This window comes from Daeguia caeni, from assembly GCF_042653845.1.
GTDB lineage: Bacteria > Pseudomonadota > Alphaproteobacteria > Rhizobiales > Rhizobiaceae > Brucella > Brucella caeni.
Map to the genome: position 1 here is coordinate 24,395 of NZ_JBHSEL010000126.1, position 19,441 is coordinate 43,835.

A 19,441-nucleotide genomic window follows, 5' to 3' on the forward strand; every position below is an offset into this window, starting at 1 on the left:
GGCAGGCATGAATGAATTGAACAGGCAATTTTCCAAGCAGACGCGCTTTCATGTCGAAGGCATGGATTGCGCCTCCTGCGCTGCCAAGATTGAAAAGGCGCTGTCGCGTCTGCCGGGTGTGGGCGAAATTTCCGTCTCGGCGACCACGGCTTCCATGACTGTCTGCCATGACGATTCGATTGAACCCATGCAGATTGCCAAAAAGGTCACGCGCCTTGGCTATAAGACGGCAGTACGGGTGGATGATTCCGCACCGTTCCCGCATACCCATGGCTGCAATCATGAACATGGGCATGATCACGACCATAACCATAACCATAACCATAACCATGGCCATGGTTATGACCATAATGCCTCGCCCTCCATGCCGGCAAGAGCGCAAGACTGGTGGCAGACAGTCAAGGGCCGCACATTGCTGATCACTGGTGCGGCATTGCTTGTTGCCTATGCAATTGGTCATTTTTACCCTGCAATCGCTGGCTGGGCGTTTACTGCGGCGATGCTGACTGGTCTGGTGCCGATTGCATGGCGCGCGGTGATTGCCGCGCTCAACGGCTCGCCATTCACGATCGAAATGCTGATGACCATTGCTGCCATTGGAGCGGTCATCATTGGCGCAACGGAAGAGGCGGCTGCAGTTGTCTTTCTGTTTCTGGTGGGCGAATTGCTGGAAGGGGTTGCCGCGGGAAAAGCGCGTGCCAGCATTCAGTCTCTTGGCGCGCTGGTGCCAAAGACCGCCTTTCTTGAAAGCGATGGTGGCACGCGGGAAGTGTCGGCCGACAGGTTGAAGACTGGCGATATCATTGCAGTGCGCCCCGGTGACCGCATAGCTGCGGATGGCGAAATCATCGCAGGCGAAAGCGCGATTGATGAAGCACCCGTTACGGGCGAGAGCACGCCGGTTGGCAAGGCAAAAGGTGACAGCGTATTTGCCGGCACGATCAATGGCGATGGCTTGTTACGGGTGCGTGTGACGGCTGCGGCAAGTGACAATACGATTGCCCGTATTATTCGCCTTGTCGAAGAAGCGCAGGAAGCCAAGGCGCCGACCGAACGTTTCATCAACCGTTTTGCTGCCTGGTACACCCCTGCCATTGTGGTGGTAGCAGCGCTGGTGGGGCTCATTCCGCCGCTCCTGTTTGGCGGGTTGTGGGACGAATGGATCTACAAGGGGCTTGCCATTCTTTTGATCGGCTGTCCTTGCGCGCTGGTCATTTCCACGCCAGCGGCAATTGCCGCTTCCCTTTCGTCGGCTGCGCGGCGTGGTTTGTTGCTGAAAGGCGGGGCTGCGCTTGAAACAATCGGCAAGGTGACTGTTGCCTGTTTCGACAAGACCGGCACACTCACCGAAGGCAAGCCGAAGGTGACGGATGTTCTGGCGGGGGCATTGCATGAGGATGAGGTCTTGCGGCTTGCCGCATCGCTTGATGCCGGTTCCAGCCATCCGCTGGCTCTGGCAATTGTCGCGGCGGCGCAACAACGCGGCTTGCAGATTGCCCCTGTGGCCGCGGCCAGGGCGCATGGCGGCAAGGGTGTTTCCGGTCGTCTGGGTGCGATGGAACTGTTTCTGGGCTCCCGAAAGGCTGCCAATGACATTGCAGCCATTCCCGGTGATCTCGCAACACGGATTGCCGCCTGCAATGATGAGGGCAAGACGGTTTCTGTCCTGATTGCCGATGGCAAGGTGGCTGGTGCCATTGCCATGCGCGATGAGCCAAGGACGGATGCAATGGACGGCCTGAGAGTGTTGCAGGGGCTGGGCGTACGTCCGATCATGTTGACTGGCGATAACAGTCGCACGGCAAGGGCGATCGGCGAGGCGCTCAATATCGAGGTCCGCGCCGAGCTTTTGCCACAGGACAAGCAGAAAATTGTCACGACCCTGCACAGCGAAGGACAGATCGTGGCGAAGGTCGGTGACGGCATCAATGATGCTCCGGCCCTTGCCGCGGCGGATATTGGCATTGCCATGGGCGGTGGCACGGATGTTGCGCTTGAGACGGCCGATGCCGCGGTGCTTCATGGCCGTGTGGGCGATGTCGCGCAGATGGTATCCCTGTCGCGTCGCACGATGCGCAATATCAAGCAGAATATTTCCATTGCGCTGGGGCTGAAGCTTGTCTTTCTCGTCACGACCATTCTGGGCATTACCGGCCTGTGGCCGGCCATTCTGGCGGATACGGGAGCGACGGTGCTTGTGACGCTGAATGCACTGCGCTTGCTTCGCAAATAAAGCAGTCAAGAATAAAATGAAGCAAAAGGCCGACAGGATTATATTGGTTGAGCTTTTTCCAGGCCTGGCTTTATTCAGCGTGTTTTGTAGGAGGGCAATCATTTGGTGGTAAAGTTCATCGATAATAGAATGCTCCATCTTTGCCATGATGCAGAGGGGAGAAGTCTCGATGAGCTTGTCTGTATTCAAGTTTTCGTATCAGAAAATTGCAAAAGGATTTGCCGCCGCCTTGTTGACCACGGGGCTGATTGCGTCTGAGACGGCGCTTGCATGGCACCAGCTTTGTTGTACCCATGGCCCATGGTTCACGTGTCTATGGCCGCACCATGGAATTTGCCTTTGAGATAGACTCAGCCTCATTGCCATTCCGCGCGGATTTGCCAGCGCGGCTGCGGCCCCTGACGGGAAATCCGGCAGGACATGAAAGGCCAAATATGCAGCCATGGGTATGAATGCTTTTGGCATTGCCGCACTTGCCGATGGCATGCATGAAAAGGGCTTGCTGCTGCGTCCTATGTTTTCCCGGTTATGCAGACCATACCGATCCGGCAAAGGCCAAGCCTGAAGAATCGCTTGCCCATGGGATTTCCTGACCAGGACGCTCGCCGATTTTGCAACCGTTGCGGAAGTGAAACAGGCGCTCAGCACCATTGCGGTGGTCAGTGCAGGCAGGCACGGATGGGGTTGCGCCACCGCTGCACTATAGGCTGCATGATGTGATGGACATTGATTGTCATCGAACCGCTCACTGATCGCTGAAGGTCTATGATAATCCGATTGCGTCATGACCAATGCGCCAAGCCTAGACCGGCATCTGACAGTGGCAGCGGCATGCCGGGGAGGTCGGACAACAGGCCGCCGCCTTCGCGTTTCATAGGCGCAACCGCCTATGTCATGATGGCAAAGCCGGTTGCCAGCGGGGATGAAAGCGTATGTCTGACCGAGCACCTGGTTCGATACGTTTGATATTCCAAAGGGCTGGCTACGCGATCTGAATACACCACTGGAATATACGCAGTGGTCAATGGTCGCCGACATGAAGAACAAGGCCCATTATGTCGAAACCCATGATGAGCAGGTGCTGCGCGGCGTCAGCTTCAGCGATATCGATCCGGCTGCGAAGGATCTGACAACCATCAGGCTGCAGCCGAAATTCCAGCCAGCTTCATTGGCTGAAAAGAAATAAAGATAGCATGAAGACACGGGCACGATTCAGGGCGCGGAATTGCGCCCTGTGCACTTCAGGCAGAAACACAAAGCGAAACTCATTCGCCGATCAGTTCGCGAATGCGTTCGCTGTGTTTCTTGCCGAATTCCAGATGCGCAGGGTTGATGTCCCGCAGTTCGTCAACCAGCTGTTCTTCTTCTGCGGCATCGGCAGCCGCAAGGCTGTTCATCAAGGCGAAATAGCCGATAATATAGTCGCGCGGCTTGACGCCTTCCGCGTTGAGAATTTCCATCACCTGCGGACGCGCCTGGATGCTGGCAACCATCTGGTCAAAAGACGGATTGGGGTCGCGTCCTTCCTCCTCGGTTGCGGAAAGCTGCATGGTTGCCAGCTTCTTGTGGATGTTCTCAAGCTTGGCAAGGAACGCATCCGTCAGTTTGAAATTATTGACTTCGGTCGGGATTGCCCTGGGGGCGAGGGTTAACAGATCTTCGGCATGCGCCATGCCTGAAGAGGCAGGAATGCCGGCAAGCGACAGGGCAAGCACAGTTGCAAGGCTTGATGCTTTCAACCGTAGGCGCTTTGTCATCTGATCTGACCTCATCACATGGAATATCGATATCACCGATATTGCACGCATAATCTTAAAATATATCTTTCTGTTTGCGGATTTCGGCAAAGACGATCTCATCCGCAGCACCCACAAGGCCAAGACGGTCGCGAATATTGCGGTCATGCCAGCGCAGGAACGGATTGGTTGCCAGTTCAAGCGCGATGGTCGAGGGCAGAGTCATGCGGTCATTGGCGCGCAACTGTGCGATTTCCCGCGCGCGTTCCCTCAGGGTCGCATTTTCAGGGTCAATGGTCAGCGCAAAGCGGGCATTGCCTTCGGTATATTCATGACCGCAATAAACCGCCGTATCGCCGGGCAGGGCGGCAAGACGCCTGAGCGATTCCAGCATCATGGCTGGCGTGCCTTCAAACAGACGGCCACAGCCCAATGCAAACAGCGTGTCGCCGGTAAAGACCACCTTGGCATCCGGGATATGGAAAGAGACTTCACCTGCCGTATGGCCGGGTGTGGCAATCACATTGACCATGAACTGGCCAAAGGGGAAGGTATCGCCATCGCGGACGGTGCGATCAATGCCGGGAATCTTATCCTTTTCGGCTTCCGGGCCGATGATGGTGAGGCCGAATTTTTCTTTCAGCGCCAGATTGCCATCGACATGGTCGAAGTGGTGATGGGTGGTGAAAATGAAATCGAGCGTCCAGCCGCGTCGCCGCAGGGCCGCTTCAATGGCAAGGGCGTCGGGCGCATCAATGGCTGCGGTGCAATTGCTTGCCGGGTCGTGGATCAGAACGCCATAATTGTCGCTGCGGCAGATGAACTGTTCAATGTCGAGCCGGGACATGGCCTTCCTCCCCATGGTCTATCTGGTTTCAGTATCTGGCAAGGTGTGTTTCTGGATAAGGGGCACCTGCAACAATGTGAAGATGATGGTGATCGGCATGTTGCCCCAAACCTTGAACGACACCCAGGCATCGGTCGAAAAATTGCGCCAGATGATTTCGTTCAGCACGGCCAGGAAAATGAAGAACAGGCCCCAGCGCAAGGTCAATTTGCGCCAGCCTTCGGCATCCAGCCGGAAGGCTGAATCAAAGACATAGCCCAGCAGGGATTTTCCGAACAGAAGGCCTCCCAGCAGGATGCCACCAAACAGGCTGTTGACGATGGTCGGCTTCATCTTGATGAAGGTGTCATTGTGCAGCCAGAGCGTCAGCGTGCCAAAGACCAGAACCACAATGCCGGATATGAGCGGCATGATCGGCAGTGTGCGCGTCATTGCCCATGAAATGGTAAGCGCGATGGTTGTCGCCGCCATGAACAGGGCCGTGGCCAGAAAGATCGGCGCGCCAAGGGCGGCAAGCAGCGGAAAACGCTCGATCAGCATTTCGCCGCGTGCATTGGCGAAGAAGAAGACGAGAAGAGGCCCAAGCTCCAGCGCCAGTTTCAACAATGGCGGGACTTCCTTGCGCTCCTGTTCGCTTTTTTCTGCCGGGTCGCTTTCAAAGATATGATTCTTCATCAGGCAACTCCTGCAATCGCGCGCGCAAAATCCCTGGCGGCAAAAGGTTCCAGATCGTCAATGCCTTCACCGACGCCGATGAAATAGACGGGCAGTTTGTGCTTGGCGGAAATCGCAACCAGAATGCCGCCGCGTGCCGTGCCGTCCAGCTTGGTCATGACAAGGCCGTTGACGCCTGCCACATTCTTGAAAATCTCGACCTGATTGAGCGCATTCTGGCCGGTCGTGGCATCAAGCGTCTGCAGCACGGTATGCGGTGCTTCCGGATCATGCTTGCCAAGCACGCGCACGATCTTGGCAAGTTCGTCCATCAGTTCGGCCTTGTTCTGCAGGCGGCCGGCTGTGTCGATGATCAGCACGTCGCTGCCGGCTTCCTTGGCCTTTTGCCAGGCATCATAGGCGAGGCTTGCCGCATCGGCGCCAAGTCTGGTCGACACAACCGGCGAGCCGGTGCGCTCACCCCAGATATGCAATTGCTCTATTGCCGCCGCACGGAACGTATCACCAGCGGCCAGCATGACTTTCAGCCCGCCTGCCGTCAGCTTGGCGGCAAGCTTGCCGATGGTCGTCGTCTTGCCGGTGCCATTGACACCAACCACCAGAATGACATGGGGTTTGTGCGAGAGATCAAGTTCCAGCGGCTTTGCCACAGGAGCCAGAACCTTTTCGATCTCGGCGCTCATGATGGCGCGCACTTCCTCGCTTGAAACATCCTTGCCATAGCGACCGGAGGCAAGTGCGTCGGTCACGCGCATGGCGGTTTCAAGGCCAAGGTCGGCCTGGATCAGCACATCTTCCAGATCCTGCAACGTGTCTTCATCCAGCTTGCGCTTGGTGAAGATGCTGCCAATCGATTCACTCAAATTGCTGGATGAACGCGCAAGACCGCGACGCAGGCGCTCAAACCATGAAAGCTTTGGTTCGGCAACGTGGGCAGCAGGTTCCTCTTCCTTGTGTTCCTCGACTGCCTTGGAAACCTTGACCTTTTTCGGCTTGGCAAGGTCATGGGTCTTTTCGGGCGCTGGTTCTGCTGTCGGCACAGGGATTTCAGTTTCCTGGATGGCCTTTGCTTCGACGGGCTGCTGTTCCGGCCCGGCCGGTTCAGGCTCCACGACTGGCGGCTGTTCGATCGGAATCTCAATCTCGGCAACCGGATGCACGGTTTCTGATGGCTCGCCGGCCTGTTCTTCAGCCGGGCTTGCGTCCGCAACCGGCACTGCATCTTCCCTTATTGCCGCGGCCGTTTCGGCCGGGCTTTCAGATGCAGCGTCGCTTGTCTCAACTGCGATGGTCTCAGGCGTGTCCTGATCGGCTGGTTTGTGCTCAACCTCCTTCTTGCCGAAGGAGAACATTTTCTTGATGAAACCGATTGCCATGAATACCGCTTCTTGAGAGTTCTTAAACTTCTTTAGGCCGTTACTGCCCGCGTGATGAGCTTTTCACCATCATTGCCCGTTACAATATGGTCAACAATCGTTCCGGGCAAACCTTCTTCGACGGCTGCAAGCGTAAAACCTTCCGTACGGGCAATACCTTCCTTTTCAATCAGGAGGCGCTGTCTTGTGCCCTGGAGTGCAGCAAGGTGTTTCTTGTAGGCCTGATCGCCGCAGGCGCGCAGGCGGGCCGCACGTTCCTTGACCACTTCACGGCGCACTTGCGGCATGCGCGCTGCCGGTGTGCCCTCGCGCGGGCTGTAGGGGAAGACATGCAGATGGGTGAGGCCGCACTCCTCAACGATTCTGAGCGAGTTTTCAAACATTGCTTCGGTTTCCGTCGGAAAACCGGCAATAATGTCTGCACCGAAGACAATATCGGGGCGAAGGGCGCGTACCGTTTCGCAGAAGCGGATGGAATCATCGCGCAGATGCCGTCGCTTCATGCGTTTCAGGATCATGTTGTCGCCTGACTGCAGTGACAGATGCAGATGCGGCATCAGGCGCTTTTCATTGGCAATGGCATCCATCAGATCATCATCGGCCTCGATGGAGTCGATGGACGACAGGCGCAGACGCTGCAGATCCGGCACCTGCGCCAGAATCGTCTTGACCAGTTTGCCAAGGCGCAGGTTTCCGGGCAGATCCGGGCCATAGGAAGTCATGTCCACGCCGGTCAGCACCACTTCGGCATAGCCATTGTCGACAAGGCGCCTGATCTGTTCCACCACGGCGCCCATCGGGACGGATCGCGAATTGCCGCGACCATAGGGGATGATGCAGAAGGTGCAGCGATGGTCGCAGCCATTTTGCACTTGCACGAAGGCGCGTGCACGGCCTTCAATGGCATCCACCATGTGGCTTGCCGTTTCACGCACTTCCATGATGTCGTTGACGCGCACCTTTTCAAACTGGTTCACGCCGAAATCCGGCAGCATGCGATAGGAATTGGCCTTCAGCTTTTCCTCATTGCCGAGGACCAGATCCACTTCTTCCATATTGGCGAAGTTTTGCGCCTCGGTCTGCGCTGCGCAGCCGGTGACAATGATGCGCGCATTGGGATTTTCACGCCGTGCCTTGCGGATGGCCTGACGCGCCTGACGCACGGCCTCGCTGGTTACGGCACAGGTGTTGAAGATGATGGCGCCATCCTCAAGCGTGCCAAGGCCTGCGGCATCCGCTTCCCGTTTCATCACCTCGGATTCATAGGTGTTGAGACGGCATCCGAATGTGACGATTTCGACCGCCATCAGGCTGCACCTCTGTCTGGTGAGGCAATGCGGCTCCATTCACCCGTTTCCGGGTCGAATATGCCGTCAAATTCCCATTCGGCCGGGCCGGTCATCATGACGTGATCGTCCTCGCGCCATTCAATCTTCAAGGGACCACCCGGAACGTTGACCGTCACCGTGCGTTGGGTGCGTCCGGTGCGTGCGGCAGAAACGGCGGCAGCACATGCCGCAGAGCCGCAAGCGCGCGTAAGGCCCGCGCCGCGCTCCCATGTACGCAGGTCAATCAGTTCCGGCGTGCGCACATGGGCGATGGATATATTGGCACGTTCCGGGAAGATCGGGTCATGTTCCAGGGCAGGGCCATATTCGTCCAGCGCATAGGACCAGACGTCATTATCAACCCAGAAGATTGCGTGCGGATTGCCCATGGAGACTATCGATGGTGATTTTAATACCGGCGCATCGGTCGGGCCTGCCTGCAGATCAATGGAGCGCGTGTCTGCAACCGCTGCTGCAAGGGGAATGTCCTGCCAGCCGAAACGCGGTATGCCCATGTCAACACTGATCAGACCATCTTCATGTTCGCTGGCGGTCAGGATTCCGGCGCGGGTTTCAAAGGTGAAATTGCGTTTGCCGCTTTCATTGGCAAGCCATTGTACGACACAGCGCGTACCATTGCCACAAGCCTGTGCTTCCGTGCCGTCGCAATTGATGATGGTGATGTAGTAATCGGTGCCGGGCGTGCGTGCATCATGGATGGCCATGATCTGGTCAAAGGCAGTATCGCTTTCGCCTGCCAGACGGATTGCAGCCTGCGCCGTGATGCAGTCGGCGCGCGCGCGCATGTCGGCAACGATGATCTGATTGCCGAGTCCGTTCATCTTAGCGAAATTTGCCTTGTTGGCCATGTCTGTCATGGTTCCGTTATGCTTCATCGCACCGGGCGACGAATGATCCTGATACAGCTTGTTTGGGCGACTATATGGAGGAAAACTCTGCAAATTGCCAGTACCGGGCGCAGCTTTCCGCCTGCATGGTGTGATCACGCTTTGGCGAAGAGATGAGGCAAAAACAGCACGGGTTGACGAAAATTGGTCGAGGAACGGAATGCGCCACAATTTTGCTTCGTGAAAATGTTGATTTTTTAACCATATAGCCATTTTATCGGTTCAATATCGTTCACATTACACCATCGATCCGCGGAAATCGGCGTTTCAAGCGCAGTTTCATGTTTCGCAGTCATGATGGGGCATAACGATGGATATGGAGAAGAATATGGGAGTTTCCGCGAAGAGCTTGCTCAGCCTGGCTGCTGTCGGGGTCATTCTGGCTGGTTGCCAGAGCGCCCGGATGGACGATTCCTATAGCCCGCCTATACCGTCTGCACCGGCAGCCCCTCTTGCGCCGGCACCTTCCGGCACGGTCCAGAAGGGAGATCTCAGCTCTCCGGCGACGTTCCCGGAAGCGCCGCAGACCAATCCGGCCGGTCAGCCGGGTGATACCCAGATTGCAAGCCTGCCACCCGCATCGGCTCCGGATCTGACGCCGGGCGCGGTTGCCGGCGTCTGGACGGCTTCGCTGGGCGGTCAGAGCTGCAAGATCGCAACGCCGCAGACCAAATATGGCCAGGGCTACCGCGCAGGTCCGCTGCGCTGCCCGGGCGAACTCGGCAATCTTGCCTCGTGGGCGGTCAATGGCAAACAGCTCACGCTTTATGATGGCGCGGGCGGCACCGTCGCAACGCTTTATGCCACCGGCCCAGGCAGCTTCAATGGCCAGACCAGCGGTGGTCAGGCGCTGACCCTTTCGCGCTAAGTCCTGCGTATTCTGTGCCGTCTTGATGGCGATATGAATCATTGCCTGCGCAATGCAGTTTGCGGCTGCCTTGCGCAATTTGCCTTGCGCAGAGCCTTGTGATCTGAAAATAGAGCCTGGCCATTGTCAGGCTCCATTTGTGCAAATTCATCGGAAGCAACCATGTCCTTTGACGGTCATCTGAAGGCATTCCCGTCTGTTCGCGAACATTATGATGCAATGGTTGCGGCTGGCGAGGTCAATCTTGACCCGGCCCAGCTGGAACTGACCGAGCGCTATGACAGGCTGATAGAAGACATCTGCACTGTGCGTCTGTCGCGCAAGTCGAGCGCATTGGGCTGGCTGTTTGGCCGGCGCAAGGCATTGGCAGCGGCAGTGAAGGGGCTTTATGTGCATGGCGAGGTTGGCCGCGGCAAGACCATGCTGATGGACATGTTTTTCCGGCTTCTGCCGATCGAACGCAAGCGCCGCGCCCATTTCAATGATTTCATGGCCGATGTGCATGAACGCATCTATGCGCATCGTCAGGCGCACAAGCGCGGCGAGACCAAACAGGACGATCCGATTCCACCCGTTGCCGATGCGCTGAGCACGGAATCCTGGGTTCTGTGTTTTGATGAATTCACTGTCACCGACATTGCCGATGCGATGATCCTGTCACGTCTGTTCAAGGCCTTGTTCGAACGGGGCGTGGTGCTGATCGCAACATCGAACGTGGCGCCCGACAATCTCTATCGCGATGGACTCAATCGCCAGCTCTTCCTGCCTTTCGTGGACATTCTCAAGGCGCATGTCGACGTGATCAATCTCGATTCACGCACCGATTACCGTCTGGAAAAACTCGATCGCCAGCCAGTCTATCTGACGCCGCTCAATGCGGAAACGCGCCAGCGCATGGATGCGGCCTGGCAGGCGCAGAAGAATGGTGCAGAAGAACGGCCGGATGTTATTCACATCAAGGGGCGCGACATTGAAATTCGCCATGCGGTTCCGGGTGCTGCTCGCTTCAGTTTTGAGGAGCTTTGCGGCAATCCGCTGGGCGCGTCGGATTATATTGCGATCGTGAAGCGCTATCCGACGCTGTTTGTCGATGATGTGCCGGTGCTTGATCATGCACGCCGCAATGAGGCCAAGCGCTTCATCCTGCTCATCGATGTTCTCTATGACAATCATGCGCGTCTGTTCATTTCGGCAGAGGCACAGCCGGAAAAGCTCTATATCGCCCGTTCCGGCACGGAAGCCTTTGAATTTGATCGCACCGCCTCGCGTCTGTTTGAAATGCAGAGCGCGGAATATCTCGACGCCATCGCCGACAGGGCTACCGCCTGAAAACCGTGATTTGACGCTTTTGTAGCGACATTATAAAATTGTCTGGTCAACAGTTGCACACCTCATCAAGCCCTGGAGGTTTTGGGAGGTCAGGTAAGTGCCCGGGAGGCGGGTCGGATCCGTTTCCGGCATCGGCTGCGGGAGATGCGGGTTGCGCCTTGAGCATGTATCCGTGATGGCTGCCATTGCAGCCAGGCTGCAACCCTTAGCTTTGTCTGAAGATCTGCCGCCATTTGGTGATGCGATGGCGGAGAGCTGGATTTTGCCTCTATTTTGCTGCAAAAATTGACGTTTACGTAAGAAAATATAATTCTAAACGATTGAAAATATTGATCATAAAATAATGAGTTGTTTTTCTTTCAAAAGAGGCATATCTCGCATCTTCAGCGCGTAGGCGTTTCCGGGGAGGAAACCGGAGGGCTTCATGCGTTTCTGGATCGAATTTTGAGGAAAGAAACAATCATGGCACGCAACAAGATTGCCCTCATCGGCTCTGGCATGATCGGCGGCACGCTCGCTCATCTTGCTGGCCTGAAGGAACTGGGCGACGTCGTCCTTTTTGATATTGCGGAAGGTCTTCCGCAGGGCAAGGGGCTGGATATCGCTGAATCTTCCCCGGTTGATGGCTTCGATGCAAAATATGTCGGCGCCAACGATTATGCAGCCATTGAAGGTGCAGATGTTGTTATCGTCACCGCAGGCGTGCCGCGCAAGCCGGGCATGAGCCGCGACGACCTTCTGGGCATCAATCTCAAGGTGATGGAACAGGTTGGCGCAGGCATCAAGAAATATGCTCCGAACGCTTTCGTCATCTGCATCACCAACCCGCTCGACGCGATGGTCTGGGCGCTGCAGAAGTTCTCCGGCTTGCCGGCCAGCAAGGTTGTCGGCATGGCTGGCGTTCTGGACTCCGCCCGCTTCCGTTACTTCCTCGCCGAAGAATTCAATGTTTCGGTTGAAGATGTCACCGCATTCGTTCTTGGTGGTCACGGCGACACCATGGTTCCGCTTGCCCGTTACTCGACCGTTGCCGGCATTCCGCTGCCGGATCTGGTCAAGATGGGCTGGACCAGCCAGGACAAGCTCGACAAGATCATCCAGCGCACCCGTGATGGTGGCGCAGAAATCGTTGGTCTGCTCAAGACCGGTTCTGCCTTCTATGCACCGGCCGCCTCGGCCATCGCAATGGCTGAATCCTATCTCAAGGACAAGAAGCGCGTCATGCCGGTCGCCGCTCAGCTCAATGGCGAATATGGCGTGAAGGACATGTATGTCGGCGTTCCGGTTGTCATTGGTGCAAATGGCGTTGAACGCGTCATCGAAATCGATCTCAACAAGGAAGAAAAAGAACAGTTCGACAAGTCGGTTGCATCTGTCGCAGGTCTTTGCGAAGCCTGCATCGGTATTGCACCGTCCCTGAAATAATCTCCTGACAAGGCCGGTATCTGCGGGCGCAGGTTCCGGCCTTTTCCGGCTGTCAATCCGTACCGGTACGTAAACGCACCGGGAAACTGCAGAGGGCAACCAGATGAACATTCATGAATACCAGGCCAAGCGCCTGCTGCACAGTTACGGCGCACCAATCGCCAATGGTGTAGCTGTCTATTCCGTCGAACAGGCGGAAGAGTGGGCAAAGACGCTTCCAGGACCGCTTTATGTCGTAAAGAGCCAGATCCATGCTGGCGGCCGCGGCAAGGGTAAGTTCAAGGAACTCGGACCAGATGCAAAGGGCGGTGTCCGCCTGGCGAGATCGATCGAGGAAGTGGTTGCCAATGCCAAGGAAATGCTCGGCAATACGCTGGTCACCAAGCAGACCGGCCCTGCTGGCAAGCAGGTAAACCGCCTTTACATCGAAGACGGTGCCGACATTGATCGCGAACTCTATCTCTCGCTTCTGATCGACCGCAGCGTTGGCCGTCCGGCCTTCGTCGTTTCGACCGAAGGCGGCATGGATATTGAAACCGTTGCCGAGGAGACCCCGGAAAAGATCGTGACGCTTGCGATCAATCCGGCAACCGGCGTGACCGAAGAAGACGCCAACAAGCTCGCCGATGCGCTGAAGCTTGAAGGCGAGGCACGCGAAGACGGTCTGAAGCTGTTCCCGATCCTCTACAAGGCCTTCACCGAAAAGGACATGAGCCTTCTGGAGATCAACCCGCTGATCGTCATGAAGAATGGTCGCCTGCGCGTTCTCGACGCCAAGGTTTCGTTCGACAACAACGCCCTGTTCCGTCATCCGGACATCGTTGAACTGCGCGACCTGACCGAAGAAGATCCGAAGGAAGTTGAAGCTTCGAAATATGACCTCGCCTATGTTGCGCTCGACGGCAATATCGGCTGTATGGTCAATGGCGCCGGTCTGGCCATGGCAACCATGGACATCATCAAGCTCTATGGCGCAGAGCCTGCCAACTTCCTCGATGTTGGCGGCGGCGCTTCCAAGGAGAAGGTGACGGCTGCATTCAAGATCATCACGGCTGATCCGGCTGTGAAGGGCATTCTGATCAACATCTTCGGCGGCATCATGAAGTGCGATGTCATTGCTGAAGGCGTGATCGCTGCCGTCAAGGAAGTTGGCCTCAAGGTTCCGCTTGTTGTCCGTCTCGAAGGCACCAATGTCGATCTCGGCAAGAAGATCATCAACGAGTCTGGCCTGAATGTCATTTCGGCTGACGATCTCGATGATGCGGCGAAGAAGATCGTCGCTGCAGTGAAGGGGGCTTAAGGCATGGCCATTCTCGTAAACAAGGACACCAAGGTTCTCGTACAGGGCCTGACCGGCAAGACCGGCACTTTCCACACCGAACAGGCGCTTGCCTATTACGGCACGCAGATGGTTGGTGGTATTCATCCGAAGAAGGGTGGCGAAACCTGGACCGGCTCCAAGGGTGAAACGCTGCCGATCTTTGCCTCCGTTGCCGAAGGCAAGGAACGCACCGGTGCAACCGCTTCCGTGATCTATGTTCCGCCTGCAGGTGCTGCAGAGGCAATCATCGAGGCAATCGATGCGGAAATTCCGTTCATCGTGTGCATCACCGAAGGCATTCCGGTCATGGACATGGTTCGCGTCAAGGAACGTCTCGACCGCTCGAATTCGCGTCTGCTTGGCCCGAACTGCCCAGGCATCCTGACCCCTGAAGAATGCAAGATCGGCATCATGCCGGGCAACATCTTCAAGAAGGGTTCTGTTGGCGTCGTTTCGCGTTCCGGCACGCTCACCTATGAGGCCGTGTTCCAGACCTCTAATGAAGGTCTCGGCCAGACCACGGCTGTCGGTATCGGCGGCGACCCGGTCAAGGGCACCGAGTTCATCGACATTCTGGAAATGTTCCTGGCGGATGACGAAACCCAGTCGATCGTCATGATCGGTGAAATCGGCGGTTCGGCTGAAGAAGAAGCTGCACAGTTCATCAAGGACGAGGCCAAGCGTGGCCGCAAGAAGCCAATGGTTGGCTTCATCGCTGGCCGTACGGCTCCGGCCGGACGCACCATGGGCCATGCCGGCGCCGTGATCTCCGGCGGCAAGGGCGGTGCAGAAGACAAGATCGAAGCCATGGAATCGGCTGGCATCCGCGTTTCGCCGTCGCCGGCTCAGCTTGGCAAGACGCTGGTTGAAGTTCTCAAGGGCTGAGACCAGATATAAGTGAATGATCCCGGTGGCGGCGCGAGCCGCCGCCGGGTTTGATATAAGGGGTATGATGCCCACGGAGGCGTAAGCTGTCTCCGGTTTGAAAGATTTTCGCCCGGGCTGTAGGCGGTTCCGCCCAGGCGGCAAAGGATCAGTCCGATCCTCCGCAAAATGAGCCGCTGATAAGGAGACGGAGCATTGCTCCGGGTAGGCTATGGCAAGGCAGGAAGAAGCCAACGACGTTTTCGCCCTCACCTCGTTCCTCTATGGCGGTAACGCTGATTATATTGAGGAGCTCTACGCCCGCTTCGAAGACGATCCGAATTCGGTCGCTCCAGAATGGCGCGAGTTCTTTGCAAGTCTCGGAGACAATCCCGAAGACGTGAAGAAAAACGCCCAGGGTGCCTCCTGGGAGCGCAAGAATTGGCCAATCGCAGAAAATGGTGAACTGGTTTCCGCGCTCGATGGCAACTGGGCTGAAGTCGAAAAACACGTGACCGACAAGCTCAAGGGTAAGGCTGCCAAGGGAGAAGCCAAGGGGGCTTCCGGCGCGCCGCTCACCGCTGAGGAGATTGCCCGGGCTGCACGTGACAGCGTTCGCGCCATCATGATGATCCGCGCCTATCGTATGCGCGGCCATCTGCACGCCAATCTCGATCCACTGGGTCTGGCTGAAAAGCCAAATGACCATAATGAGCTGGAACCATCGACCTATGGTTTCACGCCGGCTGATTATGATCGCAAGATCTTCATCGATAATGTGCTCGGTCTTGAATATGCGACCGTGCCGGAAATGCTCGATATACTGAAGCGCACCTATTGCGGTACGATCGGCGTTGAATTCATGCACATTTCCGATCCGGCCGAAAAGGCATGGATTCAGGAACGTATCGAAGGCCCGGACAAGAAGGTTGCCTTCACGCCGGAAGGCAAGAAGGCCATTCTGGCCAAGCTGATCGAGGCTGAAGGTTTCGAACAGTTCCTCGACGTCAAGTACAAGGGCACCAAACGCTTTGGTCTGGATGGCGGTGAATCGCTCATCCCGGCGCTTGAACAGATCATCAAGCGCGGCGGCCAGCTTGGCCTGAAGGAAGTCGTGCTCGGCATGGCGCACCGCGGTCGTCTCAACGTGCTGTCGCAGGTCATGGGCAAGCCGCACCGCGCAATCTTCCATGAGTTCAAGGGCGGTTCGTTCGCGCCTGACGATGTGGAAGGTTCGGGCGATGTGAAGTACCACTTGGGTGCTTCGTCCGACCGTGAATTTGATGGCAACAAGGTTCACCTGTCGCTGACGGCAAACCCGTCGCACCTTGAAATCGTCAATCCGGTTGTCATGGGCAAGGCCCGCGCCAAGCAGGATCTGCTGGTTGGCCGTACCCGCGACGACATGGTACCGTTGACGGAGCGCGCAAAGGTTCTGCCGCTGCTCATCCATGGTGACGCCGCATTTGCCGGTCAGGGCGTTGTTGCCGAATGTCTTGGCCTGTCTGGTCTGCGCGGCCATCGCGTTGCCGGTACGGTTCACTTCATCATCAACAACCAGATCGGTTTCACCACCAATCCGGCCTTCTCGCGCTCGTCGCCATATCCGTCCGACGTTGCGAAGATGGTTGAAGCACCGGTATTCCACGTCAATGGTGATGATCCGGAAGCCGTTGTTTTCGCCGCCAAGGTTGCGACCGAATTCCGCATGACCTTCCACAAGCCGGTCGTTGTGGACATGTTCTGCTATCGCCGCTTCGGTCACAATGAAGGCGACGAGCCGTCCTTCACCCAGCCGCTGATGTACAAGGCGATCCGTTCGCACAAGACCACGGTTCAGATCTATGGCGAAAAGCTGATCGCCGAAGGTCTGATCACGCAGGCCGACATTGATCGCATGCGTGCCGAATGGCGTGAAAAGCTCGAAGCCGAATTCGAGGCCGGCCAGACCTACAAGCCGAACAAGGCTGACTGGTTCGACGGCGCATGGGCAGGTCTGCGCGCAGCCGACAATGCTGACGAACAGCGCCGCGGCAAGACCGCCGTTCCGATGAAGACGCTGAAGGAAATCGGCAGGAAGCTGGTTGAGGTTCCGCAGGGCTTCAATGTCCACCGCACCATCCAGCGCTTCCTCGACAACCGCGCCAAGATGATCGAAACCGGCGAGGGCATCGACTGGGCAACGGCTGAAGCTCTGGCCTTCGGTTCGCTGGCGCTTGAAGGTCATCCGATCCGCCTGTCGGGTCAGGACGTTGAACGCGGCACCTTCTCGCAGCGTCACAGCGTTCTCTATGACCAGGTCACACAGGAACGCTACATCCCGCTGAACAATCTTCAGAAAGGGCAGGCGATTTACGAAGCCATCAACTCGATGCTTTCGGAAGAAGCCGTGCTTGGCTACGAATATGGCTATTCGCTGTCCGATCCGCGTGCGCTGGTGCTGTGGGAAGCCCAGTTCGGCGACTTCGCAAACGGTGCGCAGGTCGTGTTCGACCAGTTCATTTCGTCGGCTGAAAGCAAGTGGCTGCGCATGTCGGGTCTGGTCTGCCTTCTGCCGCATGGTTATGAAGGCCAGGGTCCGGAACATTCCTCGGCACGACTGGAACGTTATCTGCAGCTGTGCGCTGAAGACAACATGCAGGTCGCAAACTGCACGACGCCAGCCAACTACTTCCATATCCTGCGTCGCCAGCTGAAGCGCGACTTCCGCAAGCCGCTGATCCTGATGACGCCGAAGTCGCTGCTGCGCCACAAGCGCGCCGTATCGACGCTGGCTGAACTGTCGGGCGAGTCTTCGTTCCATCGTCTGCTGTGGGACGATGCGCAGTACAACAAGGAAGGCGATGAGGGCATCAAGCTCGTCAAGGACGCCAAGATCCGTCGGGTCGTCCTGTGTACGGGCAAGGTCTATTACGATCTGTTCGAAGAACGCGAAAAGCGTGGTATTGATGATATCTACCTCCTGCGCGTTGAACAGCTCTATCCGTTCCCGGCCAAGGCGCTCATCAATGAATTGTCGCGCTTCCGTCAGGCGGAAATCGTCTGGTGCCAGGAAGAGCCAAAGAACATGGGTGCGTGGTCGTATATCGATCCGTATCTGGAATGGGTTCTGGCCCATATCGACGCCAAGCATAAGCGCGTGCGCTACACCGGCCGCCCGGCTGCTGCATCGCCTGCAACTGGCTTGATGTCGAAGCATCTTGCACAGCTCGCTGCTTTCCTTGAGGATGCGCTGGGCTCATAATGCCAGCCAGAACCGCTACGAACCATAGACTTAAGATCAACGGAAGATAAAACCATGGCTACCGAAATCCGCGTACCAACGCTTGGAGAGTCCGTTACCGAGGCAACCATCGGCAAGTGGTTCAAGAAGGTTGGCGACGCCATTGCCGCCGATGAACCGCTGGTGGAACTGGAAACCGACAAGGTGACCGTCGAAGTTCCGGCACCAGCTGCCGGTGTTCTGGCGGAAATCACCGCCAAGGAAGGCGACACTGTCGGCGTTGGGGCGCTGCTCGGTCAGATTTCCGGCGATGCAGCCGCCGCTGCCGCCGCACCGAAAGCAGCTGAAGCGCCAGCTGCCGCAGCCCCTGCAGCGGCTGCTGCGCCTGTTGCTTCGGCATCGTCTGGCCCGGCCATGCAGCCGGCCCCTGCCGCAGCGAAGCTTCTGGCTGAAAGCGGCCTTTCGGCTGCTCAGGTTGAAGGCACCGGCAAGCGCGGCCAGATCCTGAAAGGTGATGTGCTCAATGCAATCGCCAAGGGCATTTCGGCTGCTCCGGCTGCCGCCCCGGCTGCCGCACGTCCGGCTTCCCCGGCTGAGGATGCAGCCCGCGAAGAACGCGTGAAGATGACCCGTCTGCGCCAGACGATCGCAAAGCGCCTGAAGGATGCCCAGAACACGGCTGCAATGCTCACGACTTTCAACGAAGTCGACATGAGCGCCGTCATGGATCTGCGCAAGCGTTACAAGGACGTGTTCGAGAAGAAGCATGGCGTCAAGCTTGGTTTCATGGGCTTCTTCACCAAGGCTGTCACCCATGCCCTGAAGGAACTGCCGGCCGTTAACGCTGAAATCGACGGCACCGACATCATCTACAAGAACTTCGCCCATATCGGCATGGCTGTCGGTACGGACAAGGGTCTGGTTGTTCCGGTTATCCGTGATGCCGACCAGATGTCGATTGCCGAAATCGAAAAGGAACTGGCCCGTCTGGCAAAAGCTGCGCGTGAAGGCACGTTGTCGATGGCCGACATGCAGGGTGGAACGTTTACCATTACCAATGGTGGCGTTTACGGTTCGCTGATGTCCACGCCGATCCTGAATGCGCCGCAGTCGGGCATTCTCGGCATGCACAAGATCCAGGAACGTCCGGTCGTCGTTGGTGGCCAGATCGTCATCCGTCCGATGATGTATCTTGCCCTGTCCTATGACCACCGCATCGTTGACGGCAAGGAAGCCGTGACCTTCCTCGTCCGCGTCAAGGAAAGCCTGGAAGATCCGGAACGCCTCGTCCTCGATCTCTGATTCATG

16 protein-coding genes are annotated in these 19,441 nt (G+C 57.1%); 9 read left to right on the plus strand and 7 right to left on the minus strand.

Features of this window, described 5'->3' with window-relative positions; all coding sequences use genetic code 11:
- The first annotated feature begins 7 nt into the window (after nucleotides 1-7).
- Nucleotides 8-2,233 (plus strand): heavy metal translocating P-type ATPase, encoded by a 2,226-nt coding sequence (locus ACFO1V_RS14940; protein WP_374830603.1) that lies wholly within the window; start codon nucleotides 8-10, stop codon nucleotides 2,231-2,233.
- 198 nt (nucleotides 2,234-2,431) lie between these two features.
- Here the strand turns inward: ACFO1V_RS14940 and ACFO1V_RS14945 are convergent, their stop codons facing one another.
- Entirely contained in the window at nucleotides 2,432-3,019 is a 588-nt protein-coding gene (locus ACFO1V_RS14945; protein WP_374830605.1) for a hypothetical protein, read from the minus strand.
- Nucleotides 3,020-3,257: 238 nt separating this feature from the next.
- On the opposite strand from ACFO1V_RS14945, the gene ACFO1V_RS14950 reads away from it, so the two are divergent.
- The gene (locus ACFO1V_RS14950) at nucleotides 3,258-3,419 is read left to right on the plus strand and encodes a hypothetical protein (RefSeq protein ID WP_374830607.1); all 162 of its coding nucleotides are present in this window, start codon (nucleotides 3,258-3,260) and stop codon (nucleotides 3,417-3,419) included.
- A 79-nt stretch (nucleotides 3,420-3,498) separates the two neighbouring features.
- Here the strand turns inward: ACFO1V_RS14950 and ACFO1V_RS14955 are convergent, their stop codons facing one another.
- The 6 genes from ACFO1V_RS14955 to dapF are packed head-to-tail and all read right to left on the minus strand — an operon-like array spanning nucleotide 3,499 to nucleotide 9,064.
- Complete coding sequence (locus ACFO1V_RS14955; RefSeq protein WP_374830609.1) at nucleotides 3,499-3,990, minus strand: hypothetical protein; 492 nt, start codon at nucleotides 3,988-3,990, stop codon at nucleotides 3,499-3,501.
- Nucleotides 3,991-4,045: 55 nt separating this feature from the next.
- Nucleotides 4,046-4,816, minus strand: coding sequence for a hydroxyacylglutathione hydrolase (gloB, locus tag ACFO1V_RS14960; protein WP_374830611.1), 771 nt, complete (start codon nucleotides 4,814-4,816; stop codon nucleotides 4,046-4,048).
- An 18-nt stretch (nucleotides 4,817-4,834) separates the two neighbouring features.
- On the minus strand, nucleotides 4,835-5,491 hold the full coding sequence (locus ACFO1V_RS14965; RefSeq protein WP_374830613.1) for a septation protein A: 657 nt from the start codon (nucleotides 5,489-5,491) through the stop codon (nucleotides 4,835-4,837).
- Complete coding sequence (gene ftsY / locus ACFO1V_RS14970; RefSeq protein WP_374830615.1) at nucleotides 5,491-6,867, minus strand: signal recognition particle-docking protein FtsY; 1,377 nt, start codon at nucleotides 6,865-6,867, stop codon at nucleotides 5,491-5,493. Before ftsY ends, ACFO1V_RS14965 begins: the two co-directional genes overlap by 1 nt.
- A 32-nt stretch (nucleotides 6,868-6,899) precedes the next feature.
- A complete protein-coding gene (gene mtaB / locus ACFO1V_RS14975) occupies nucleotides 6,900-8,174 on the minus strand; it encodes a tRNA (N(6)-L-threonylcarbamoyladenosine(37)-C(2))-methylthiotransferase MtaB (RefSeq protein WP_374830617.1) in 1,275 nt (424 codons plus the stop codon).
- A complete protein-coding gene (gene dapF, locus ACFO1V_RS14980; protein ID WP_374830798.1) occupies nucleotides 8,174-9,064 on the minus strand; it encodes a diaminopimelate epimerase in 891 nt (296 codons plus the stop codon). The genes mtaB and dapF overlap by 1 nt, the downstream gene beginning before the upstream one ends.
- A 367-nt stretch (nucleotides 9,065-9,431) precedes the next feature.
- Between dapF and ACFO1V_RS14985 the strand changes: the two genes are divergently transcribed.
- From ACFO1V_RS14985 to odhB, 7 genes are all read left to right on the plus strand, one after another.
- The gene (locus ACFO1V_RS14985) at nucleotides 9,432-9,971 is read left to right on the plus strand and encodes a protease inhibitor Inh/omp19 family protein (protein WP_374830619.1); all 540 of its coding nucleotides are present in this window, start codon (nucleotides 9,432-9,434) and stop codon (nucleotides 9,969-9,971) included.
- A gap of 162 nt (nucleotides 9,972-10,133) precedes the next feature.
- Complete coding sequence (gene zapE / locus ACFO1V_RS14990) at nucleotides 10,134-11,300, plus strand: cell division protein ZapE (RefSeq protein WP_374830621.1); 1,167 nt, start codon at nucleotides 10,134-10,136, stop codon at nucleotides 11,298-11,300.
- 462 nt (nucleotides 11,301-11,762) lie between these two features.
- Nucleotides 11,763-12,725 (plus strand): malate dehydrogenase, encoded by a 963-nt coding sequence (gene mdh / locus ACFO1V_RS14995; protein WP_374830623.1) that lies wholly within the window; start codon nucleotides 11,763-11,765, stop codon nucleotides 12,723-12,725.
- Between the two features lie 103 nt (nucleotides 12,726-12,828).
- Nucleotides 12,829-14,025, plus strand: a complete 1,197-nt coding sequence (gene sucC, locus ACFO1V_RS15000; protein ID WP_374830625.1) for an ADP-forming succinate--CoA ligase subunit beta — start codon at nucleotides 12,829-12,831, stop codon at nucleotides 14,023-14,025.
- Nucleotides 14,026-14,028: 3 nt separating this feature from the next.
- A complete protein-coding gene (gene sucD / locus ACFO1V_RS15005; RefSeq protein ID WP_374830627.1) occupies nucleotides 14,029-14,931 on the plus strand; it encodes a succinate--CoA ligase subunit alpha in 903 nt (300 codons plus the stop codon).
- A 211-nt stretch (nucleotides 14,932-15,142) separates the two neighbouring features.
- A complete protein-coding gene (locus ACFO1V_RS15010; protein ID WP_374830629.1) occupies nucleotides 15,143-18,154 on the plus strand; it encodes a 2-oxoglutarate dehydrogenase E1 component in 3,012 nt (1,003 codons plus the stop codon).
- 54 nt (nucleotides 18,155-18,208) lie between these two features.
- On the plus strand, nucleotides 18,209-19,435 hold the full coding sequence (gene odhB, locus ACFO1V_RS15015; protein ID WP_374830631.1) for a 2-oxoglutarate dehydrogenase complex dihydrolipoyllysine-residue succinyltransferase: 1,227 nt from the start codon (nucleotides 18,209-18,211) through the stop codon (nucleotides 19,433-19,435).
- Nucleotides 19,436-19,441: the final 6 nt, after the last annotated feature.